Origin of the sequence: Paraburkholderia sp. SG-MS1, from assembly GCF_012275575.1 — a bacterium.
Lineage (GTDB): Bacteria > Pseudomonadota > Gammaproteobacteria > Burkholderiales > Burkholderiaceae > Paraburkholderia.
In genome coordinates, this window is the sequence record NZ_NPIH01000209.1 from 2444 (window position 1) to 25238 (window position 22795).

Annotated in this window: 16 protein-coding genes; 6 read left to right on the forward strand and 10 right to left on the reverse strand. The window is 62.3% G+C overall.

Translation table 11 applies throughout. The features are described 5' to 3' along the window. Nucleotides 1-460: zinc-binding dehydrogenase (locus CIC12_RS33195; protein ID WP_238812674.1), on the forward strand; the 460-nt coding region annotated here is incomplete at its 5' end. Nucleotides 461-554: 94 nt separating this feature from the next. Here CIC12_RS33195 and tssJ read toward each other — a convergent pair. The 10 genes from tssJ to CIC12_RS16885 all read right to left on the reverse strand — a co-directional run bounded on the left by tssJ (nt 555) and on the right by CIC12_RS16885 (nt 16542). Beyond that, nucleotides 555-1166 (reverse strand): type VI secretion system lipoprotein TssJ, encoded by a 612-nt coding sequence (tssJ, locus tag CIC12_RS16840; RefSeq protein WP_168665253.1) that lies wholly within the window; start codon nt 1164-1166, stop codon nt 555-557. Between the two features lie 37 nt (nt 1167-1203). Further along, entirely contained in the window at nt 1204-2223 is a 1020-nt protein-coding gene (gene tssG / locus CIC12_RS16845; protein WP_168665254.1) for a type VI secretion system baseplate subunit TssG, read from the reverse strand. 74 nt (nt 2224-2297) lie between these two features. Then, a complete protein-coding gene (gene tssF / locus CIC12_RS16850; protein WP_168665226.1) occupies nt 2298-4121 on the reverse strand; it encodes a type VI secretion system baseplate subunit TssF in 1824 nt (607 codons plus the stop codon). Between the two features lie 37 nt (nt 4122-4158). Further along, the gene (gene tssA / locus CIC12_RS16855) at nt 4159-5733 is read right to left on the reverse strand and encodes a type VI secretion system protein TssA (RefSeq protein ID WP_168665227.1); all 1575 of its coding nucleotides are present in this window, start codon (nt 5731-5733) and stop codon (nt 4159-4161) included. 37 nt (nt 5734-5770) lie between these two features. Then, on the reverse strand, nt 5771-9517 hold the full coding sequence (locus CIC12_RS16860) for an ImcF-related family protein (RefSeq protein WP_168665228.1): 3747 nt from the start codon (nt 9515-9517) through the stop codon (nt 5771-5773). Next, nucleotides 9498-10886, reverse strand: a complete 1389-nt coding sequence (locus CIC12_RS16865) for a hypothetical protein (RefSeq protein ID WP_238812675.1) — start codon at nt 10884-10886, stop codon at nt 9498-9500. The genes CIC12_RS16860 and CIC12_RS16865 overlap by 20 nt, the downstream gene beginning before the upstream one ends. Continuing rightward, complete coding sequence (locus CIC12_RS16870; protein WP_342030544.1) at nt 10838-11101, reverse strand: PAAR domain-containing protein; 264 nt, start codon at nt 11099-11101, stop codon at nt 10838-10840. Before CIC12_RS16870 ends, CIC12_RS16865 begins: the two co-directional genes overlap by 49 nt. 166 nt (nt 11102-11267) lie before the next feature. Further along, a complete protein-coding gene (locus tag CIC12_RS16875) occupies nt 11268-11873 on the reverse strand; it encodes a hypothetical protein (RefSeq protein ID WP_168665229.1) in 606 nt (201 codons plus the stop codon). A 10-nt stretch (nt 11874-11883) separates the two neighbouring features. Next, nucleotides 11884-14214 (reverse strand): M23 family metallopeptidase, encoded by a 2331-nt coding sequence (locus CIC12_RS16880; protein WP_168665230.1) that lies wholly within the window; start codon nt 14212-14214, stop codon nt 11884-11886. 6 nt (nt 14215-14220) lie between these two features. Continuing rightward, nucleotides 14221-16542, reverse strand: coding sequence for a type VI secretion system tip protein VgrG (locus tag CIC12_RS16885; RefSeq protein ID WP_168665231.1), 2322 nt, complete (start codon nt 16540-16542; stop codon nt 14221-14223). A gap of 242 nt (nt 16543-16784) precedes the next feature. On the opposite strand from CIC12_RS16885, the gene tssB reads away from it, so the two are divergent. The 5 genes from tssB (at nt 16785) to CIC12_RS16910 (ending at nt 22788) form a co-directional block, all read left to right on the forward strand. Beyond that, on the forward strand, nt 16785-17294 hold the full coding sequence (tssB, locus tag CIC12_RS16890) for a type VI secretion system contractile sheath small subunit (protein WP_168665232.1): 510 nt from the start codon (nt 16785-16787) through the stop codon (nt 17292-17294). Between the two features lie 25 nt (nt 17295-17319). Next, on the forward strand, nt 17320-18867 hold the full coding sequence (gene tssC, locus CIC12_RS16895) for a type VI secretion system contractile sheath large subunit (RefSeq protein ID WP_168665233.1): 1548 nt from the start codon (nt 17320-17322) through the stop codon (nt 18865-18867). 128 nt (nt 18868-18995) lie between these two features. Further along, complete coding sequence (gene tssK, locus CIC12_RS16900; protein ID WP_168665234.1) at nt 18996-20342, forward strand: type VI secretion system baseplate subunit TssK; 1347 nt, start codon at nt 18996-18998, stop codon at nt 20340-20342. Then, the gene (locus tag CIC12_RS16905; protein WP_168665235.1) at nt 20339-20998 is read left to right on the forward strand and encodes a DotU family type IV/VI secretion system protein; all 660 of its coding nucleotides are present in this window, start codon (nt 20339-20341) and stop codon (nt 20996-20998) included. The genes tssK and CIC12_RS16905 overlap by 4 nt, the downstream gene beginning before the upstream one ends. Next, on the forward strand, nt 20998-22788 hold the full coding sequence (locus CIC12_RS16910) for an OmpA family protein (RefSeq protein ID WP_168665257.1): 1791 nt from the start codon (nt 20998-21000) through the stop codon (nt 22786-22788). Before CIC12_RS16905 ends, CIC12_RS16910 begins: the two co-directional genes overlap by 1 nt. Nucleotides 22789-22795 lie beyond the last annotated feature (7 nt).

The following is a 22795-nucleotide window of genomic DNA, read 5'->3' on the forward strand; positions in this document are numbered from 1 at the left end:
GGACGGCAACGATCACCGCCTCGACATGGCCCGCAGGATGGGCGCCGACGTCACGCTGAACTTCAGGAATTGCGATGTGGTGGACGAGATCATGAAGCTCACGGGCGGACGCGGCGTCGATTCGTCGATCGAGGCACTCGGGACGCAGGGCACGTTCGAATCTTCGCTGCGTATTCTCAAACCGGGCGGTACGCTGTCGAGTCTCGGCGTGTACTCATCCGACCTGACGATTCCGCTCGGTGCCTTCGCGGCCGGTCTCGGCGACCACAAGATCAACACCGCGCTTTGCCCTGGCGGCAAAGAGCGCATGAGACGTCTGATGAACGTGGTGGAGTCCGGACGTGTCGAGCTTGGCCCGCTGGTCACCCACCACTACAAGCTGGACGATATCGTCGCCGCGTACGATCTGTTTGCGAATCAGCGGGATGGGGTGCTGAAGGTGGCTATCAAGCCGCATTGAGCGAAAGGCGGGCGCGTGCAGGGCTGTGGCGCCGCAAGACAGGGCGCCACGTTATGGTCCGTTGCGCAATTTGCCCTCGAGCGACCCGCTCTGCTCACCCCGCCTGCGTCCCATACTCCTTGACCGCCGCGGGCTTCCGCTGCCGCGGGTTCGGCACGCTTTGCACTGGCGCGTTGCGCCTGATCGTGTCACCCGTCGCGCCGACGAGCGTCAACGTGTTGTCGCTCGCCTCGATCTTCACCGGATCGGTCCTCTTCCATTGCTTCTTCGGAATGACGAGCTTCCACGTCGCGTCTTTCCCCGCGTCGCGAAAAAACGCGACCACGCCGACATATTCCGCGTCGCCGTTCATCGGCTCGCTGATGCTCGCGCTTGCATCGGGACGCAACACGATATCTTTTGTCGCCAGCAGATCGGCCTTCAGGGTGTCGAGATCGTTCGTCTGCAACTGCCGATAGTCGAGTTGCTGAAACGTCTGTGGCGCCTTCAGTTGATAGATCCGCACCACCGTCGACAATGATTGTCCCGCGCCGTTCGCATTCAACGAGGCCCGGCTGACGAGGTCCACGTTCATGGTTTTCACCTGCGTCATGAACGCCCATTTTGCGGCGTTCACCGTGCTGTCCGTCACTGCCTGTCCCACTCCGCACGCTGTGATGGTCACGAGGGCGCACACCGAGACGCCGGTTCGAAGCTGTCGCATCATCATCCTGTTGATCCTTCCTGTTGGTCCTCTTGCGCGTTCATTGATCGCTGTCCTGATGCGCGGGCCAGTGCTTGTGTCGGCGCGCCTCGGGCACCTGACGAGTGTCTCGCTCGCTACCGCCCGCCCAGTCCCCCAGTTGCACGCGTGTGACCGTGGCCGCAGCGGCGCCTGTGCGTGACGCCGGCAACTGCGTCGTGAAACCCAGACTGACGTGAGCGGAATTCAATTGCTGCGCCGGCATCAGGTCCGGGCTGACGTGCATGACCAGATGCGCGCGCGCTTCGTAGCCGAGGTAAAAGCGCAGCAACGCCATCAGTTCGCGATGATTGCCGCGCCCCGGCATCAGCCCGAGCACCGCTTCACGCGTGTGCGGCGTAATCACGACGCGCACCGTGTTCGCCCGATCGTAGAAACCGCGGCCCAACAGGCAGCCTTCGCCTAGCGCGCCCGGCGTGCAGCCGTCCGCAGTGATCCAGACCGGATGGAACTCCTCGACCGCGACCCATGCGTCCGGCACCGCGTGCTGAAGCACGCCCGCCAGTCCTTGCGCCGTGCGCGTTTTCTGGCCGGCGAGCCCGAGCATCGACAGCAGCTTGCGCGAGCCGACCGCCCGCGCGACCTCCGGCGCGCCGAAGCCGAGCCCCGCGAAGCTCAGCAGGTAGCGCGACATCTCGTCGGTCCCGCCGTTGAGGAAACCCGCCGGATAGTAATACTTGCGCCAGATCCGGTAGTACTGCGTGACCACGCGGTGATGGAACAAGTCGAGAAAGGCCGCCATCGGCTCCGCGCCGTCGCGGTTCTGCGCGATCTCGTCGACGAAGTACGACGGCATGCGCGCATCGACGCCGTACAGGCCCAGAAACGTCGTTCGCACCGTCGGCGGCGCCGATGCATTGTCCGGGTCGTATTCGATCGCATCAATCTCGCGGTTGGGAAACCCGAGCTGCACCCGCGAGCGGAAACGAACCGGCTCCGAGGATGGCGAATCGGTCGTGCCCAGCGGCGGCTTGTCCGGCGCGGCCAGCTCGATCAACTCGCAAAAGCGGAAGAAATTCATCCACACGGCATCTTCGAGCAAGGCCGGCAGCAGCGGCCGGTCCGCACACGATGCGAACTCCCTGCCCGGCGCGTTCAAAACGGTGCTCCTTCGCCCTTCGTATCGGGCCATTCGATGCGGCGGCCGGTCGGCTGCGACACGATGACGAGCTTCGTGAACAGATTTAACGTCGCGTACAGCCCAAGGAAGCGGTTCAGCATCCCGCCAAACAATTCGACGTCGCCGTCGCCGGCGAACTGATGGCTGTCGAGCGTCACCTCGATCTCGACGCCGCGCTGCAAGCCGCCCGTCACGAGCTTCTGCAACAGCCGGTGCTTCACGTCGGTGATCGCCTCGACGCGGCGCCGGTTCAACTCGCCGTCAGTCCAGTCGTATAGCGCGAGCGAGCCGCGCAAAATCTCCGGGTTCAACAGCGACAGATAGTTCGGCGCAAGGTGCGACAGCACACGCCACTGGAAACGGTCGCCGGTCGGCGGATAAACCGGCAGCGTTGGCGCGCTCAGGTTGCGCACCGAGCCGATGTTGGTGAAGCCGCTGCGCATCCTCGTGATACCCGCTTCGCGTAATCCCTTGCTCGGCAGCATCCCGTTGGTGCCGGTCACGGATAACGACAGCGTTTCCCTCGGCAGTGTTGCCTGCTGCTCCCACGCATGACCGCCGAGCACGACCCACGTGTCGAACCGGCCCGATGGCCCGCGCCGCACGCGGGTATGGAAATAGCGCTCCGGCATTTCATGCCGCAGCATGCCGCCGCGATGACGAAACGACGCGAACGGCGCGTACTCGAAACGCCGCCCCGCGCCAGCCTCGAAGCCCTGCACGGTATCGACCGAATACACGTCGACGTGCTCGCCGTACTGCTCGATCGCACGGACGCGGTATTCGGTGTCGAACTGCGTGGCGACGACCGGGTTCGCTTCCAATTGAAACAGGTTGATGATCGGTGTGCAGAAGAGACGCACGTTGTCGGCGCAGAAGCGCATATCGTCCGGATAGTTCTTCTCCAGCACGACCTCGATGTCGAAATACGGCGCGTCCTGCGCAATGGCCCGCATGTCCAGACCGAGCACGTCCACAAACATGAATTTCTCGGGGAACGTGAAGTACTCGAGCAGCAACTGATAGCCGCTGAACGCGTTGTCGGCCTTCGGCCACAGGCGCTCGCCGGCCGCAAAGCCGGCCGCTTCGATGCGCAGGCCCGGCATTGCTCGCGGCATGCCGGGGCGGCCGGCGGGGTAGCCGGGCACGCGCACGTTGATCGTCACGGGCCTCGCGGTGAGCGCCGCATAGAGCGCGAGCGCGACGGGCCGCTCGGCGTTCAGGAACAGGCGCAGGCGCGGCACGTCCAGTTGCTCGCGCCGCGCCTGCGGTTGCACTTCGAGGCGCAAACGCAGCACCGAGCGGCCGTCCTCGCGCGCGTAGGCGTTGGCTTCACTCAGATACAACGGATACAGGTCGACTTCCTGCGTGGTCCGGTAGATGCACTCGACGCGTTCGTCGCCCGTACCCGAAGACGATCCCACGGGAATCGGATCGGAGATGACCTCCAGTCCCGCGGCGAGCGTCTCGTGCTTCTGCAACGCGCCGTCGGTCGGACTCAGCTCGAGAATCGATAGCGACGGAATCATGCGCAGATAGTGCGGCCACAACATGCTGACGAGCCCTTCGGTGAGTTCGGGAAACTCGTCGTCCAGCTTGTGACGTAGGCGTCCCATCAGGAACGCGAAGCCTTCGAACAGGCGCTCGACGTGCGGGTCGCGCTCGCCGATGCGGTCGATGTTGAGCATCCGCGCGCGATCCGGAAACGCCCGGGCGAATTCCTTGCCGGCCTCGCGCAGGTAGCGCATTTCCGCTTCGTAGTAGCGGAGAATTTCGTTGTCCTTGGTGGCGCGGTTCATGAGCGCGGTCTCGCAAATTCGATGTCGTGGTGGGAGCTCACGCCAGCGTCACGGCGCGCGCCGGATCGATCGCGGTCAGCTCGCCGGTCAGCGCGTCGATTCGCGCGCTCAGGGCGGACTTGTCCGCGCCCTTGCGGTTGATGCGGATCTTCAACAGGCGCAGCAGGCGGTGCTTGGTTTCGAAGGCCAGCGACGGCTCCCAGGCGGCCAGCTGGAAGCGTTGCGCGACCGGATCGAGCGTGGACAGCAGATGCAATGCCGTGTCCGCGCGATCGGCGCGCTCGGCCACGCGCGCCATCACCAGTTGCCGCACGAAGCGCTCGCGTTCGCCGTCCTGCGCGGGCAGGCACTGCAGCCAGGCGAACGCCGCGTCCAGCCCTTGCTGGACGGCAAGATCGGTGGCCTGCGCTTCGGTTTCCGCCCAGTCGGTATCGGCCGACGAGACGGCCACTGGCGCCACGGCCTCGCCGCGCTCGACGTCGCGCACGGTGGCGCAGCGCGCGATCCATTCGAGTGTCGCATCGTCGGCGAAAGGTGAGCCATCGGAGAACGTCAACTGGTCGAGACCTGGCAGACGCTCCAGCATCAATGCGCAGTCGGCCGCCACCCGATCGCAGATCTGCGCGTACTCGCCGCCCGTCTGCTCCTGCGCGCTAAACGCGTAGTACTGCAGATCCAGCCAGAAGTGATTCGCGCCTTCGGCAAACGCCGCCTCGACCCGATCGAGCAGCTCCGGCCACTGCTTCTGCAGCAGCAGGCGCTTCAGATGCGAGCGCAATTCCGTGCGCGGCGCGATGAGCCGCGTCCTGCCGCTGACTTCGTGCGGCGGCACTTCGGTAAGCGTGTCCCAGCGTACGCAGCGCATCAGGCGGTAGGACGCCAGATAGCCTTGCGGCTGGTCGCGCAGAAACTGCGCCATCTGCCGGGCGTGATCGAGCAGTTCGAAGGTGGACGAAACCTCGGTCGCCGCCGGCAGTGCCGCGGACGAAGCTGAACCGAACGGTGGGTCGCTGCTGTCGCTTGGCGCAGATAGCGGCGTTCCCACCCGGCCTTCGAAGCGGCGAAACAACGCGGCCAGCTCGGGTCGTGCGGCTTCGGGCCATTGCGCAGAGCGTTCGGTGATCAGTGCGAGCGCCGACAGCGTGCGTTCGAGCAGCGTGTCGGAGAGACCTTGCACACGATCAAGCCGGTCCGCGAAGGTGCTGCCCGAAAGCCATTCGAGCGCGGTCTTGCGGGCCCCGGCGCGGGCCGGCAACAGCATGTCGCCGAAACGATCGATGAGCGCCGACAGCAGTTCGAAGCCGGATGCCACGCCTTCCGCGCCATCGCGACGCATACGTCCATACACGTAATAGACCGCGAGACGCACATCTTTTGCGCGCTGCTTGAGCAGGCGCTCGGCGGTCTCGACGATCAGCGTGTCGTCGATGTTCGAGAGCTTGGCGACTTCGTCCTTGATCGCGAGGAAGTCGTCGTCGTAGCCGGGGTCGGCGCCGACGGGCACGCCATCGCCAATGGGACGCAGCCAGTCGTCCCAACGCCCCTGCGTCGAGCGGGCCAGATCGGACGGTGCGCGTGAGCCGAACAGCGCACTCAGAAGATTCGTAAGCATGACTACAGGTATCCCGGCGACGCGGTGGGGTCAGGTTTCATAGCGGCTCCATTCCGCCGGGCAGTGGCGTTTCAGCGTGCTTCGCGGCAACGCGCATCGCCTGCGGCAACGGCGGCGGACCGTCGGTCTGCGCGATTTTTTTTGCGCCCGTTGCGGCGACGGGCGCTTGAGGTCCCATAGCCGAGAAGATTCGCGCAGGCAGCACGAAGTTGCGCAGCGCCAGCATTTCCAGCGGACCCTTGCCGACGTCCGTGCGCATCACGAAACTCAACGGATAAGAGCGTTCCTGCGAGGCGGGCGTGAGCGGACCCTGTGTCGTCAGACTGTCGAGACGCTTCGCGCCGAGCGGCGTCATACCGATTTCGTACTCGTCTTCGTCATCGGCGATCGCGTCGGCGGCTCCGCTCGCCGCCGACGCCGCCTGCGCGGCTTTCGTTGCGCCAGCCTCCGTGGCGGCCTGCCACGTGAGCTCGAATGTCGCGCCATCGATAGGCTGCACCCGTGCCCGTTCGAGCATGCGTATGAACCCCCAGCGCCCGCTGAACTCGAAGCTTTTGTTCGTCCCGGCCTTCTCCGTCTGCCATTGCAAACGCGTGCCCAACCGTTGCGGATCGTTGGATGGCCACGTCAGCGCCTGCCACGTCTCCTGCTGGTTGTAGTAGTGCAGGCTCTGAGCGTCGAGCGTGAGCACCATGTCGGTCACACCCGCCGTCGGCACCGGCTTGAAGTCGAAGCCGTAGTGCGGCTCGCCCTGCGCGAGCAGGTGCGCGGCAATGCGCTGCAGCGTATTCAAGGCTGTCAGGAAGGCCGGATCGAACCTCAGCGTCGTATTGCCGGCAGGCGCCGGCACCCATTGGTCGCCCTGCAGTTCGAGCACACCCGCGAGCTGCGAATCAAGGAAGGCACCGATCAGCCCGCCCTGCGGACGCAGGAAACGCGCGAGTTCGGGCAGCGACGCATCGTTGTCCGTATTGGCGAACGGATAACGTCCCGCGAACGAACGGTTCCAGGTCGCGAGGACCGTCTGGCGCCAGGCGTCGTTCAGGCTTGCCTGCGCCGGTTGCAGCACCGCCTGCGTCGCCTGGGCGACCGGTCGCACGAAGAGGGCATCGCCCATGCCTGCCCACTGCGCGCCGAGACTCGCGGCGATCAGTTGCGCATAGGCGTAGGTATCGGCCAGCTCCGAACTTTTGCCCTGGAAGAGCGACTGGGCGACCTGTCTTGCCTGGGCGTCGGAGTCGGGGCTGTCGCTGATCTGCTGCAGTTTCAGCCGCAAGGCCGTCACGCGATCCATGAAGCGCAGCAGGCTCAGGTCGCCGCTCGCGCCGCCCGTCGCCCTACCCTGCGCGACGAGGCGTAGCACCGGCCCGAACAACGCGCCCAGCGGCCCGGCGGGATCGGGTCTCGCCGTCTCCGGCCCCTCGACCTTGCCGCCGAAGACGCGCTGCGCCTTGTCGACCAGCGTGTCGGATAGCGACGTCTTCAACGCCCCCGCGCCGCCCTGGTATTCGAGCGTCTTCAACAGCGCGAGCACGGGCGACTGCCGTGCATCGGCCATCAGTTTCAACTGCTGGATCGCGGACGGCAGCGTCGGCGATGGCTCCCACTGCAGCGTGTTCATGAAACCCTGCCAGTGATCCGCGTAGTCGGCGAAGTAGCGGCTGGTCAGCGACGCTTTCATGTCGTCGGCGGACTGTTCCGGTGCTGTGCGTTGTGCATCCGTGGCCAGCACCCAATCGCTTGCCACTTCGTTGCGCTTCGCGGCTTCGTCGATCGATGCTGCAATGGTGCCCTCCCAAGCCTGGCGGGTGAAAACGCCCGCGACCGACGATGATGTGCGCATCAGTCCACGCGTGTCGGTGCCGGCTGTCAGCGAGGCGAGTGTCTGGTCCGGGTAGCGGCTGCCTGCCGTTTCGAGCACGCGCTGGTAGATCGTGTCTTCCGAGTTCTTCACGCCGATTATCGCGAGCAGTGTCTGGCGCGATGCGTTGACCAGTTCCTGGCGCGACTGGATGCGCCAGTCTTCATGCGCTTTCAGGTGCCGCGCGTAGAAGCCGAGCAGCCGCCCGGACAGGTCGTGCTTCTCGCTGGTGGGCAGGTCTGCGTTCGCGCTCCAGTAGCGTGCGAGTTGCGGGCCGATGAACGCTGCGTCGGCACGGCCTGGCTCGGCCAGCATCAGGTAGGTCTTGAGCGCCTTGTGGCCGTCTAGCGCGAGGCGGCTGGTCTGGTCGTCGAGCTGTCCGGTTTGCATCTGGCTCAGTTCGACGAGCGAGGCTTCGAGGTTTCGCTGGATAGGGGTGACGAGGATGGTGCGGCTCGCCCGGGCATAGGGATGCCACAGTGCGGCGAGGACTTCGCGGTCGTGATTCAGACCCGAGCGCAGATGCCACGGAGCACCATGCCGTTGCCGGTATTCGAGCGTCTCGATCTGCTGCTGCAATGCGAGCGATATGCGCAACGCCGCAGGCGCACCCGCTGCCGCTACACGCGCCGCATCGGCGCTTGCGTGCGCGCTCCTGATCAGATGCAGGTTGCCGGCGAACGAGATCGCCATCGTCAGACACCAAGCGATCGTCCCCCCGATGAGTGTCATGGCCAGCGCCCTTGGCCAGTAAAAGCCCACGTGCTTACCGCGATGGACGCGCAGGCCGCGGCCGATCTCCTGCCATACGGGCAGCAACGCGGCCGGCTGCTCGTACGGCACTGCGCCGGGAATGCCGGGTTGAGTGCTGACGTTGGCCGCATCGGTAACGGGAAGCGGTGCTGCCATCGGCTGGCGCGGCGCAAACACCGGTGCGAACATGAGACCGTCTAGCGGCGCACGCAGCCACTTCGACGCAATAAGCGCCTCCCAGCCCGTCACAATGTATTTGTGCTGTTTGCCAATATAGGCCGAGACCTGACCGAAATACGTTATGGGCATCGGCTCGCAGCATAGCTGGACACCGATCGTCCCTGTGCGGTATTCAAGCGTCGTCAAACGATCGCTGAGTTCGCTGGCAGAGCCCTGCGCTGCGCGCGTCACCGAATCTGACAGAAAGACGCCGACTGCCTGGAATGCCTCGGGCTGCCGCCCCGTTGTCTGGACTGCGTGCAGGAACGTCACCGGTGCGGCCCAACCCAGGTCTGTGGCGATCTTCGCGAGCGTGCGCGGCAGGTCACCGTCGGGCTGGTTTCCCTCTCCTGGGCGCATGACCTGCACCAGGCTGTCGACCGGACGCTTGCGTCGCAGTTGCCTGATCTGCTTGCGCCACAGCGCAGCCTCGATGCCCTCCGGTGCTGCATGCACAAGAATCCCATCGGCGACCTGCATGATGCCGGCCTGCTTCAGCCCTGGCGCGACTTCGTCGAGCCGTTCGTCGCTGCCATTGACCATCAGCCACGGCCTCCGGTAGCGCCAACGCCAACCGTGCCAGGCACGCAGTTCGTCGCACAAATATTGCAATCGCGCATCGCGCACGAGCGCCGGCGCGACCGTGATGGTTTCAAGGCCGGTGTCCCGGCGGAAAATCCGCCCTGCCATGCTGTACGCGCCTACACCCATGGCACCGAGATGCAGGATCAGGATCGCCGCGAGGGCGACCAGAATCCATATCGAAGCGGTCTTTTTTGCGTCTGACGTCGGGACGTTGAACATCCCGCCCTGGAACCAGACCAGCACTAGCGCAAGCGCGGCCAGCACGATCGCGACCACGACCAAGCCCCAGATAGCAAGCGTCGAGGTTGCGGTAGAGGGCGGTTCCGTTGAGGCGGCCGCGGCCAGGTTATTTGTCGGATTCGTCATGCGAGGGAGGAGAATTCACGTAGAGGATCGCTGCCTGGGCGCGTTGCGCGTTATGCAGAATCAGGTGTGGACCCACCAGCCCGGACTCGACAGCGGCGGCAATCGACAGCCAGCCGTCGGCGGCACCCGCGCGACCGATGATGCGATCGACGCGGCGCTGCGCGTCCTGTTTCGAGACAGTAGTGAGCGACGCCTTGGCGAGCGCGGCGAGCAACGCCGTATCGTGGGTGGCGTCAAGGCCGCTAAGCCAGGCGGTATGGATTGCCTGGGCGTCGACGTTACCCCACAGCACGGCGTTGCCGAGTATGTCGCTGAGCCCGGCAAAGTCGTACGCCACTGGGCGGTGCAAGGTCCCGAGAACCGTGACTGGTTCGGGCAGCCGCAATACGCCAGAGCCGAACAGCACTGCGACACTGCCTTCGGTGCTACCGGCAGACGGCGGATTGCGCTCGTCGTGCCATCCGGCGGCGATTACCAGCAGCGGGCGATGCTCGCCCGCGTCGAGCCACGCGTCGGCCACCAGCAGGCCGTCTGTGACAGGGACGGCCGAGCAATCGAGCGCGGGCAATCCGGCGATCCCCAAGGCATGACGCACATCCCGTACGCGCAGTTCTGCCGCATCGGCAGAAGCAAGCACCCGCACGGCGGGTGCATACGTCGGACCGTATTGCGATAGTGCGCGCAGACGGCCGGCGAGCGGATCGAGAGTCTGGGCAAACATCGCAACATAGGGCGAAACCTCCTTGGTAGAGGACCAAAGTTTCGGGGCGTTGTCTTGCCCTGTATCGTCAATCACGGCGTCATCCGCTCTTACCCCCGTATATTTTTCATTAGAGACGTCAAATTTCGGGAGAGGATCATCATCTGAAAAACGGCCATGCATTAGCCGACCAGATCCACGACGCAAGGCCTGCGCCTTCACTTGCGGCGTGCCTGCAATGATCACTTCTGCGAGACCCTTGCCGCCGAGCGGCAGGCAATACGCGGCACCCAGGATCTGCAGTGGCCGCTGTGCGTAACTCACCCGCCTGTGCAGCCATGCCTGCCGGTGCCGGTTGCGGTAAAGCGCCTGCACATAAAACGCGTCGTAGCCGGCGCGAGCAATGCCGAGCAGGAGAAGAAACAGTCCGTTTGGGGCACCCGCGACGCAGAGCCAGAACCACGCGCCGCGCGCGGGCTCACCCACTGGCCACAGCAGCAACGCCACCGGCGCACCGATCCCGCAGCACAAGCCCCAGATGATGAGCCACCGCACGAGACGCGGCTTATTGGTGGGGTAAGTGCTCGACAGGCCCACAGCAGACAAATCGACCGGCATCGTCAGGCGATATTCACGTTGAGCAGCGAGGAGATCAGCCGGCAGCCACATACACAGCCATGGTGGTGCATCGCAATCCACTTATCGCCCTTGCCGGGAAACCCCTCGCGGCCTTCGGCAATCGTCGTCTTGCCATGCTTCACACAGAGCGCCTCATCACCTTTGCACGCGAGAGGCTCGCCCATGAACGTCATTTCCGACGAGGCAGTGGTTACCTCACCGCCGTTTTCCAGTTTGTCGCCTTTGCGTATGGGAGATTTCATCATTAACAGCTACCTCTGCGAACCACAGGGTTGATTTTGGATAGATGGGTTATTACCGCATTCGATGCCAAAGCACGACAATAAATAAAAAAGAGCGCGACGACGAAAGATCGAATGATTTTTCCCGCGCCAACAGAGGTAAGAACAGCACACCAATAAGTAAACCACTTTATTTAAAAAGCACAGTACATGCGTCATCTGTTGCCATGACGCGTCGACCTTTCTGAATGTCCCATACCCCCGGATAGGCATCTGTCGAGCAGTCCATTTGCCCATCTGGAGCAACAAAGCGTCCATCAGGCGATATGATCGACGTGCCGGCGTCGCCACTACCACCAAAGGCGAATTTCCTCAGTTCGCCTGGTTTTTTGCCCTTGACGTATGCCCCCTTTATTGACACAAGGTTTCGCGACGATCCAATGTGGGCAACCGTAGCCAGATATAAAAATGGCTCAACAGCAACAAAGTCAAGGGCGACATAAATTCCTTTTGAAATATTTATGTCGGATAACACACCCACATTCGATGGGATAGAAAGAACATGGACTGCGCGCCCTGTCTGACAATGGAGCAGCTCCTGCTTCATAACATATCCGGTCTCGGACACCATGACCGCCCCCTTGTCGTAACTTTCAATCGCATATCGCGGAATCTTGTCGAGCAAGCAAACTCGTCCATTATTAAATCTCAGCGAAGAACCGATCACTTCGAATTCATCGGCGAACGCCTCTCCGCCGAAAAATATAAAGAAAAAAATCAGACAAAATTTGTACATTTCAATTTGCTCACGAGATTATGTTCTTGGCCAACCTGACATATTGAAGCCGCCTGGCTTCATCCATATACCCACCATTAATCGCATAGGTAACATCGCGCGAGATTCGCCTCTCGTTCGCCCTGTCTGCATCAGAAATAGCCATTTGCGCAAAGTCCTGATCAATACGTCTGGCGACATTTGGCCTGGAAAATCGCAAATAAAACCCTCCGCTATCCAGACAATTTTCTGGAAGGCTTACTTTCTCGGGAGAATCAATCACCGCAGGAATTCTTGTCATGCCACTTCGATGACGTGCCGCAAACGCCGCGTCCAACCACCATGATGCGGTGAATGACGCCCTGGAAATCCATGATTTAAATACCCAGTAGTCCGTATAGTTGCTTCGTCCGGTCAGTTGCTTAAATCCTCTCCCCCGAAATTTTTGGGCGTCCTCACGATCGCAGTTACCGTTCTTCCAGTCATAGGAACCCGTAATTCGCACTCCGTGGCTATTGAACTTTACCGATCGAAACCAGGCATCGTCCTCCGAAGGCATCTGACCGTACCAATGCCCCAAACTGGACTCCAAAACTGTGGACGCCGGGTTGGTGACAACCCCATGAAATCCGTCACTCTCGAGGTGGCCGCCCATGCTGGTTTCCTGCATCGACGATAGCCACGCGCTTTCGACAGCACCTTGCCCAAGGAAATGGGCAAGCCTCGTTGGCGATGTCAGGCCATACTTTCGGGTCGCTACATTTAGCGGCTTCAAATATGTTTCACGTAGTTGATGCGGCGGTGGCTGCTGATGCCTGCTGTAGCGGTTATCTGAATAGATCTGCTTAAATTCACTTTGACTTAACCACCCGCATTTCCTGAAATGCCGGATAAACGCGAGCGGATGAAAGAACCAGACCTTCTGTCCGGCAGGCAGTCCCGTCTTGTCCCAAAACTGGATCTCCTTCAGGTACTTGAGGAAGTCGTTGTAGCCCTGGTCATTGCCGTGATAGAACCCGCCATCATCGAGCAGTTTCACGAAGCGCTCCTCGTTGTGCGTGCTGTCCCATTCGCTGGGAGCGTTGCAGATGAAACCGCGCAATTGCGGGCGCACGTGCGCGTCGTTCCTCACATATGCTGAAAGCACATCGGCCCTCGCGGCTTCCGTGACTTGCGACTGTTCCTGGAGCGATTCGTGACCCACGGCATCCATCAGCAGTTTCTTCAACGCATCTGCGTCGCACAGCCCGTCGCTGCCGAATGGCGTACTACCGTCGCTGATCTTCTGCCAGCCCATAAAAAACGGGAAATCTGCATCGGACAGTTTTTTGATCGCCGCGCGGCTGACGTCGATGTAGCCTTGCTTCCCGGCGGCGTAGGGCACCTGCACCCATGTCGGCTGTGTTGTGGTCGTGGAGAGGACGCGCCCGAAGCGCAGCAGCTCGTATCCGTCACTCGGACATGCGGAATAGAGCGCCATCGCGCGTCTGTAAAGATCGTATTCATAGTCGGCTTCGGGTACCGGCTGGGGCGTGAGCAGCGTGCGGGTGCCATCGTCCGCGACACTCCATACGTTGGTGTATTTCGTCCCCTTGTTGAAATACGACTCCACGGCCAAGGACACAGAGTTCGTATGTGCCTGCCCCGGCTCGAACTGGATGCCGTGCAGTTTGTGATGCTCGTCCGTTCCTGGCGGCAACCCATGGAGCTGCTGTCCGGCAGGGATCAGGTAGTAGGTGTGCCCCCAGCAGTCCGAAGTGGTCGCTGTGGGCGGCGCGGTATTGCCGAGCTGGGTATGGCCGAAATACGCATCGAAATCCCCCGGCGTCATGAAGATCTCGAAGTGCAGGTATTTAAGACCCTGGTAGGCCCCGAGGAAACCCACTATGTCCTTGCGCTTAACCTTCTTCCCTCCGCCCGATACGGCGGGCGTCACCGCTCCCTGGACATCAGGGCCGGAAGGCATGCGCAGGAATGCTGGCATCTGCATTGCATCATGTCCAAACGATTGATACTCGGCGAGCGGCAGCAGGTGCATATAGAGGGAATAGAACGTCAGCGTGCGACCTTCGCCTGTATCGGTCGTGTGCTTGAGCAGCACGAACCCCGCATGGCTGTTGCCGGAATCTATTGCATGCTGGCAAACCCGATGCGCTACCACCTCGCCATCCGCAATGGCATACACCGGGCTGTGCATCTCAGGTGCCAGGTGCACCCCGCAATGCCAGCGCCGGTCGAACGCAACCGGATAGATGCCGTGAGCAAGTTCGAACTGGTCGACGGCGTCCATCATGGGATCCGGCTTCGAGGCGTCGGTCGACGTCAGGCCGGACGCAGGCAGGAAGGGAGGGCTGATGATCATGGGCTTCTAGCGCGTATGGCAGTACTGTTCGCTTACTTTGAGATCGCTTTGCGGTAAGACGGGTAGCGGGGACGCGACGTTATCCGGCCCCTGGAAGGTGAACGATGCGGCCTTGATGACAAACACGCCCGGGCAGTGGAAGGTCATGTTGCCGCTCTCGATCACCAACGAAGCTCCGCCGCTGTTAAGCGTGATCTTCGACTTCGCCGACACCTGTACATCCGCGCTTTCACTCGCGACGCGCAGCTGTCTGTGCGCGAATAGATCCAGTGCATCGTTCTGCGCCTGGATTTCGACCTTGCCCTTCGCCGCAAACAGCTTTATCCCGAGCTTGTGCGCACACATCGAGATCAGATCGCCCGCCGCCATCGTGACGCGCTTCACCGCGCTAAGGTCGATATGTTTGCCGGCGCTAACCATCATGTTTTCACTGGCGGCCTGCTGGATTGAGCGCGGCGTCACCAGCGCGATGCCGGCCGGTGCGCTGGCGATCAGGCCGGCGCTTCCAAGCTGATCGAGCGCATCCAGCAGGCTGGATTGCGTCGCCTTGTCGGCCGGCGTTCCCTTGGCCTGCGTGGTCGCATTCACCAATGCCGTCACCCGGCTCAGAGCCGACTGCAACTCCTTCAGGGCGGCTTGCATATCTAGCTGCTGGCCACCGGCATTCGGCTGGTCGTCTGCCGAAATGAACATGCCCTTGCCACCGCGGATCGCGCCCCGCCCCGACGTGCGCAACTCGAAACCTTCGCCGCGCCGCTGCTTCTTCGAATCGACCAGATAACCGAGATTCAGCTGCGACTTGCCGGAGTGCTCGGTCGACAGCTTGATACTCTCGTAGCCCTTCCAGTCCTCCATGCGAAGCTTGTTGTTCGCCTGCGTGCGGATCACATTGCGTGAGAGCCACCGGTCCTGATTCGTGATCAGGTCCACCGCCTGGCTGTGGTGATGGAACTGCGAGATATACGGTTTGTCCGGATTGCCGTCGCGGAACTCCAGCACCGCTTCGTCACCGTCCCGCGCGGGGAAGTGGAATCCGGTCTGCAACTTGCCCGCAAACGGTTTGGCCAGGCGCAGCGGCACGCATTCGCCGCCTGGATTCCATTCGTCGAAGTCCAGGTCGAAGCGCACCGTGTAATGACCCTGCTGTGTCAGGTACGCGTACTCGTAGTTGCCTGGCGAAGTCACCCGCGCGCTCAGCGTGCCCGTGATCTTCGGCCAGGTATCCTGTTCGAGCTTCAGCCGGAAACGCCGGTCGGCCGGAATTGCCCTGTACAGGTTGCGATACGCCTGATCGCGCGCCCCAGTATGCGTCACCTCGATGATCACCTGGCCGCCTGGCGCATCGGGCAGGTCTTCATCGAGGCGCAGCACACGTGCCGGACGCAGGTCCGGGACGTTGCTTTCACCTTCGTAGACGATCTGCCACGCAATCTCCGCCTCATGGCGTAGCTGTGCTTCCCACTGCGCACCTTCCTCGTCAAGGTGATGCGTACCGAAGATGTACGACTGCCCGTAAGTGGTCGTGTCGTTCTTCGCGACGTTCGCGCCGGCCCTGAACCGCTCCCACGCCTGATCAGGGTTGTAATCAGCCACCAGAACCGATTGCGGCACCGTCTCGGCGTGCATCTCCAGCGCGAAGACCGACTCGATGCCTGATTCCAGTCCCGCCTTCTCACGGTATGGCACGCTCAGCTCGGGCGTATAGATGTAGTGGTCCACGTCGTCCGCGAAAACCAGTACATCTCCATGCTCGCCGGATACGAAGTAGCTGTAGATCCCTTCCTTCTGCATCAGGATCTGGATATACGACAGATCGGATATCTGGTACTGGAAACGGAACGGATACTGCGGGTGCTGACGCCGCAGCCTGAAAACGAACTGATTGCCTGTAAAACCATGACGGCGCAGGATCGCCTCGATAATCTGCGGCCCACTCTGCTGCTGGTAGATGCGGCTCGCGCGCGTGAGTCTCAGGCGCGCGATGTGCGGCTCGACCACGATCCTGTAGCCGCTGAAGTCCTTCGTGGTTTTTGTCCTGCTGAAGCGCGTGATGCAGCCCGCAAACACGCGCGGCTCGGTGCCGTCCGACGGGTCGATCGTAAAGGTCGCGTCGCGGCCAAGATAATCGCCCCGGGAAAGCACATCCGGATGCGTCAGCTCGACGGTAATCCGGTACGGGTCGCCCATGCGTTCGACTGCAACGAATGACACCACCGACAATTCACGGCCGTTGGCCGGCCCCGTGACGCCCAGAAAATACGGCTGCCGACTCGCCAGCGCTTTCAGGCTATTTGCGAACTCTTTCACGCTTACGGACAAATCGGTCACTTTTTTTATTCCCTTGGCATAGAATCAGCACCCACATCTATAAAACGGCTTTTTACGACAACTGGCATGAATGTTCGCGAGCAAAGATAAACGCTTTGAACTCCATTGTGAATAGCACATCGGCCTTTTCTCATGACTTGGCAAAATTTCCCAATTCAATTATTTTGAGATGAAATTTATGCTATCAATTCGCCCTAACACTAGCCACTCCAATTGTTATCTCAATAAATAAAGGGAATAAAATGGCAGAGAGCTTCCAGAATGAGGTACCTAAAGCCCGGATTAATATCAGATTGGACCTGCACACCGGCGGCGCACAGAAGAAAGTCGAGCTGCCGCTGAAGCTGCTGGTCATGGGCGACTACAGCAACGGCCAGGACACGCGGGCACTCGCGGAACGCACCAAGGTCGATATCAACAAGAACAACTTCGATTCGGTACTCGCGGACTACAACCCGAAAGCGAGAATCTCCGTCGAGAATACGCTGGCTGGAGACGATTCCGAATTGCCGGTCAATCTCGACTTTAAATCGATGGATGATTTCAAACCGGATGTCGTCGCAGGCAAGGTTCCCGAATTGCGCGCACTGATGGCCGCGCGCAATCTGCTGCGCGACCTTAAATCGAATCTGCTTGATAACGCCATGTTCCGTCGCGAGCTTGAGAAAATCCTCAAAAACCCGGCTTTGTCGGATCGCCTACAGTCCGATTTGCAGAAAATTGGTGAATCCGCACCGGCAGGACAACAATAACGGCGCTCATTGAGGAATATCAACCATGCCAAAAAACGAAACGGGGTTTCAGGGCTCGGCGGCAGCGGATACGGTCGTGCTGGACGCGCCTGATAAAAGTGTCTACGAATTCCTGTGCGAAAAGATCAACCTGACGCCGGTCAAGGAAACACGTCCATTCCACTCCTTCCAGAACGCCGACTCGCTCTCGGAATCATCGCTCGATGAGCGCGTCGCGCAGGCGATGAGCGTGTTCCTGAAAATGATCAAGGACTCGTCGCAACAGGTTGATCGTCTCGACAAGAGCCTGCTCGACTTCCACATCGCCCACCTGGATCAGCAGATCAGCCGTCAGCTCGACGCAATCATGCACAACGAAGCGTTCCAGCAAATCGAATCGGCATGGCGCGGCCTGAAGTTCCTTGTCGACCGCACCGATTTCCGCAAGAACGTGCGCATCGAAGTGCTGGACGTGTCGAAAGACCTGCTGCGTCAGGATTTCGAAGACGCGCCTGAAGTCATTCAGAGCGGTCTGTACCTGCACGCCTACATTCAGGAATACGATACACCAGGCGGCGAGCCGATCGGCTCGATCATCTCGAACTACGAGTTCGACCGCAGCGCGCAGGACATCGCCCTGCTGCGCAATATCTCGAAGGTGTCGGCGGCGGCGCATATGCCGTTCATCGGGTCGGTGTCGCCGAAATTCTTCGGCAAGGATTCGATGGATGAAGTCGCGAGCATCCGCGACATCGGCAATTACTTCGATCGCGCCGAATATCTGAAGTGGAAGAGCTTTCGCGACTCGGACGACGCACGCTATATCGGTCTCACGCTGCCGCGCTTCCTCGCGCGTCTGCCGTACGGCCCCGATACGACGCCGGTGCGCGCATTCAACTATGAGGAAGCGGTCAAAGGCCCGGACCACACGCGCTATCTGTGGGCGAATGCTTCGTTCGCATTTGCCGCCAACATGGTGAAGAGCTTCATCAGGAACGGCTGGTGCGTGCAAATCCGCGGCCCGCAGGCGGGCGGTCTCGTCGAAGACCTGCCGATCCATCTGTACGACCTGGGCACCGGCAATCAGGCGAAGATCCCGAGCGAAGTGCTGATTCCCGAAACGCGCGAGTTCGAATTCGCCAATCTCGGCTTCATTCCACTGTCGTACTACAAGAACCACGACTTCGCGTGCTTCTTCTCGGCGCACTCGGCGCAGAAACCCGCGCCGTACGATACGAAGGAAGCCACCGCGAATAGCCGCGTCAACGCCCGTCTGCCGTACATCTTCCTGCTCTCGCGCATCGCGCATTACCTGAAGCTGATCCAGCGCGAGAACATCGGGACGACGAAAGATCGCCGTCTGCTCGAGCTCGAACTGAACACGTGGGTCAAGTCGCTCGTCACCGAAATGACGGACCCGGGGGACGATTTGCAGGCATCCCACCCGTTGCGCGAAGCCAAGGTGATCGTCGAGGACATCGAGGACAACCCCGGCTTCTTCCGCGTAAAGCTCTTCATCGTGCCGCACTTCCAGATCGAAGGGATGGATATCAATCTGTCGCTCGTCTCGCAGATGCCAAAGGCGAAGAACTAACCGAGCCTTATCCGGCTTGGCCGGTAGTTCCTGCGCGGCGGCCTGCGAGGCGCCGCGCGGTGTGCATTTCAATGCGAAACCGTGTCCCTCTACGGACTTCCTATGGGCGTCCAGGGCATCAAACAACGATGAAGATAACAAGACCGCTGTGGGCTCAGGGGATTTTCATGACACCCCAGCATTTTCAGCAACAGGCGCTGTGGGACCGGTACGCCGATGAACGAATCGCGCGCATCGGCAGTCCCGATCCGTGGGGAGTCAGCCGCGTCGCGTTCGACACGCAGGCGTTGACGATCAACCGTCTGCAACTGACGGCGCTCGATCTGCGGCTACCCGACGGCACCTTCATCGACACCGAATCCGCCGACCGCCTGCCGCCTACGCGCGATCTGGCCGATGTACCCGCGCAGACCGAGTCGGTCGTCGTGCTGGCGGCGCTGCCGCTGATCGACCCGCAAGGCGGCAACTGTATCGAAGCGGGCGACAGGCCGGCGCGTCCGCGCCGCTTCACGCGGGAATATCTGCAGGTCGCCGATATCAACGGCGCCGGCCGCGAAGAAATCAGCGTCGAGCGGCATACGCTGGTGCTGCTGTTCGACTTCGAGGAAGCGGGCGACTACGTGAGCTGCCCGGTCGGTCGCTTCGTGCGCAATGCGCAGGGCCGCTTCGAACCCGATCCCGCATTCGTGCCGCCCTGCCTCGTGCTGTCTGCGAGCGCGCAACTGACGAGCCGCATGAACCGCCTGTCGGAAATCCTCAGCGCCAAAAGCGCCAGCCTCGCCGTACGCCGGCGCGAGCGTTCCGATCAGATCGCCGACTATGCGGTCGCCGACGTGTCGCTGTTCTGGCTGCTGCACAGCGTGAACAGCACGTGGCCGGATCTCGCGCGGCTGTGTCAGAGGCCCGATCAGCACCCCGAGCGGCTGTACGGGGTGCTCGCGCGTTTGGCCGGCTCGCTGCTCACGTTCTCGACCACCGAAACGCTGCAGGCTATCCCGGCGTATGCGCACGACGCGCCGGAGCCGGTGTTTGCGGAACTGGAGTCGCTGATCCGGACACTGCTCGATACGGTGATCCCGTCGCGCGTGGTGCCGATCGTGCTTGAGCGGATTCGCGGTACGGCCTGGATCGGCAAAATCAACGACGAGCGGCTGGTCGCGGGCGCCGACTATTACCTGTCGGTCCAAGCCGGTTTGCCGGCTCATGCGCTACTGGATCAGCTACCGCGTCTGTGCAAGGCGGGCGCGCCCGATGAGGTCGAGCAGATCGTCAATTCCGCACTGTCCGGCATTCCGTTGCGCACGATGCCACGGGTTCCTGCGGCGATTCCGGTGCGCATCGAGAACCAGTATTTCGCGCTCGATAGCGCTCACCCCGCATTCAAGCGCATGGTGAATGCACGCGCATGTCAGTTCTATATCCCCGCGTCGATGCCGGACGTCTCGCTCGAACTCTACGCGGTGCTGCCGACATGAAGTCCACCTCGACACGCCCCATCCACACGCTGCTGCCGGTCGCGCTGCGCGATACGGCGCTAACCGTCGCGAGTCTTGCCACCCATCCCGCGCCGCCCGCCTTCGATTTGTTCCGCCATCAATGCAAGCAGCAGGTTCAACGGCTGCGCGAGGAAATGCAATCGGCGGGGCATCCGCATGACGTGGTCGAAGATGCCGTCTATGCGCAATGCGCGCTCCTCGACGAAAAGGCGCTCAGCAATCTGAAGGGCCTCGATCGCGACGCATGGGAGCGCGTGCCGCTGCAGGTCGAAGAGTTCCAGAGCAACGACGCCGGACACGAACTGATCGCGCGTATCGAGCGCCGTCTCGCTGAGCCGCAACCGGTACTGCCGCTGCTGGCGATCTTCGGCGCGGTGCTCGATCTCGGCTTCGCCGGCAAGTTCGCGCTGGCCGGGCGCGATGCACGCGTGGCACTCGTCAAGGCGATCGGCGCACGTCTCGGCCACGATCACGGTACGGCTGGCCCCGTCGTGATCCGGCCGCGCGCCACGAGCCGCTGGACATGGCGGCTTTCGCCGCTGGCCTCGGTCGTGATCGCCTGCGTGGTCGCGGCCGCCGTGTACGTGGTGCTCGATCAATGGCTCAGCGCCTCTATTGCCGGGATCGCACATTGATGGGGCCGCATTTGACTGGTTACCCGAGTGGCTACCCGTATCGCACACTGTTCGTCTGGGTCGCGCTGCTGGCGTTGAGCTGGATCAAGCTGTGCTCGCCCTGGCCGGCGGGATGGAACATGGTTTGCCTGATGCTCGTGGTCTTTGTCACGCTCGTCGCCATCGTGGTCACGACCAGACGGATGCGAGTCCGGCGCGAGGCGACGCGCCGCGCGCTGCATGCGGTCGACGCGGCACTGAGTTCGCTGCCCGCCGACGTCAAGCGCAATACGCCGCTGGTGATCGCCGTCGGCCATACCGGTGATGAACTGGCGCAGGCGTTCGGCGCCGATCCTGTGCGCATGACCGACTCCGCCGTGTGGGTGCGCCACGACGATCCGGCGCGGTTGATGCACGTGGCTGACGCCCTCAAGCGCTGGCGTGACGGCCAGGGGCCCGACGCCGTCGCGTATCTGCTTGCCGCCGACCAGGCCATGGGGTCCGTCACCTTGCACGCGGGACTGAAGCGCTGGTGTTCGGCGATCGGCGAGGCCAGCCGGGCAGTCGGCTATCCATTGCCGGTGTGCGTCGCGTTATACGCACGGGAGACCAGGGGAACCGCGGACGAATGTCCGTGGTTCGGCGTGTCCGGCATCGGCGGGATGCAGCCGGGCCGGCTGACGAATCTCATTGCCGCGCGGCTCGCGCAGTACACACACATGGCCAGTCCGGAGATCGCGGAGGAGCGCCAGGCGCGAGCGCACCGCACCGCCCTGCTCGACAGCCTAGTGCGCTGGGCCGCTCAGGCGATTCTGCCCGCGTTCGCCGGCACGCAGCGTGGCACGGTGCAGCTTGCGGCACTAGGCGTAACCGGCATCAATGGACGTCCCGCTTCGGACTCGCCATATGGTCGGTTCGTGACCGGCATTACCGAACTGCCGCTCTGCGCTGCGGACGGCGCGGCGCTGTCCGAACCGTCACGCATGTCGCCTGGGGGGCGCTGCCGGCTGCCCGAACCGCTGATTCGCGGAATCCAGCCTCAGCCCGTCAGGCGCGCGCTGCCGCGTGCGCTCGCGCATGCGTTCGTGTGTTTAGCCGCCGGCTTCTGCGCGGCGGCCGCCGCGGCGGCCTGGCAGAATCGCGCGCTGGTCGAACGGGTCGTCGGCGATATGGCCCGCTACACGAGTATCGCGCCCGCGCAGGCCGCGGCGCGCGTCGATGCACTGAAGGCGATCCACCGCGATCGCGATGAACTGGAGCGTTATGCGCGGTCCGGCGTGCCGCCTCGGCTCGGATTGGGCCTGTACCGGGGCACCCCGTGGCTCGCGCCCATCAACGCGTTGATTGCAGGCTATCAGCCGCCGGTGCCGCCGCCCACCATCGAGCTGGACAGCATGTCGTTGTTCCGCTCCGGCAGTGCGGTCCTCAGTTCCGGCTCCAACCGCGTGCTGGTCGGCGCCCTGCAGATGATCAAGGCCCACCCGGACAAGCGCGTGCTGATTGCCGGCCATACCGATTCGATCGGCAATCCGGCAAGCAATCTGAAGCTCTCCGAAGCGCGCGCCGCCAGCGTGCGCGACTGGCTCGCGGACGCCCCGGGTATCGCGCCCACGCGTTTGGCGATTCAGGGCTACGGCGACACGCGTCCCAAAGCCGCCAACGACACTGACGCGGGACGCGCGGCGAATCGCCGAGTCGAGATCACGCTCGTTCCCGATTGCCGCAAGCCGCAGCTCGCCAGCACGAACGGCAATGACAGCAGCAAGAATGGTTCTGCCCCCCAAGGCCAACCGGCCTGTTTATTCGAGTAAAAGGAGA

Coding starts and splice junctions, on each gene's coding strand:
- CIC12_RS16865 (WP_238812675.1), bottom strand. CDS start 10,886: ATGTGGCTGCCGGCTGATCTCCTCGCTGCTCAACGTGAATATCGCCTG.
- tssK (WP_168665234.1), top strand. CDS start 18,996: ATGAAGATAACAAGACCGCTGTGGGCTCAGGGGATTTTCATGACACCC.
- CIC12_RS16870 (WP_342030544.1), bottom strand. CDS start 11,101: ATGATGAAATCTCCCATACGCAAAGGCGACAAACTGGAAAACGGCGGT.
- tssJ (WP_168665253.1), bottom strand. CDS start 1,166: ATGATGCGACAGCTTCGAACCGGCGTCTCGGTGTGCGCCCTCGTGACC.
- tssG (WP_168665254.1), bottom strand. CDS start 2,223: ATGAATTTCTTCCGCTTTTGCGAGTTGATCGAGCTGGCCGCGCCGGAC.
- CIC12_RS16860 (WP_168665228.1), bottom strand. CDS start 9,517: ATGACGAATCCGACAAATAACCTGGCCGCGGCCGCCTCAACGGAACCG.
- tssB (WP_168665232.1), top strand. CDS start 16,785: ATGGCAGAGAGCTTCCAGAATGAGGTACCTAAAGCCCGGATTAATATC.
- tssA (WP_168665227.1), bottom strand. CDS start 5,733: ATGCTTACGAATCTTCTGAGTGCGCTGTTCGGCTCACGCGCACCGTCC.
- CIC12_RS16880 (WP_168665230.1), bottom strand. CDS start 14,214: ATGATCATCAGCCCTCCCTTCCTGCCTGCGTCCGGCCTGACGTCGACC.
- CIC12_RS16905 (WP_168665235.1), top strand. CDS start 20,339: ATGAAGTCCACCTCGACACGCCCCATCCACACGCTGCTGCCGGTCGCG.
- tssC (WP_168665233.1), top strand. CDS start 17,320: ATGCCAAAAAACGAAACGGGGTTTCAGGGCTCGGCGGCAGCGGATACG.
- tssF (WP_168665226.1), bottom strand. CDS start 4,121: ATGAACCGCGCCACCAAGGACAACGAAATTCTCCGCTACTACGAAGCG.
- CIC12_RS16875 (WP_168665229.1), bottom strand. CDS start 11,873: ATGTACAAATTTTGTCTGATTTTTTTCTTTATATTTTTCGGCGGAGAG.
- CIC12_RS16910 (WP_168665257.1), top strand. CDS start 20,998: ATGGGGCCGCATTTGACTGGTTACCCGAGTGGCTACCCGTATCGCACA.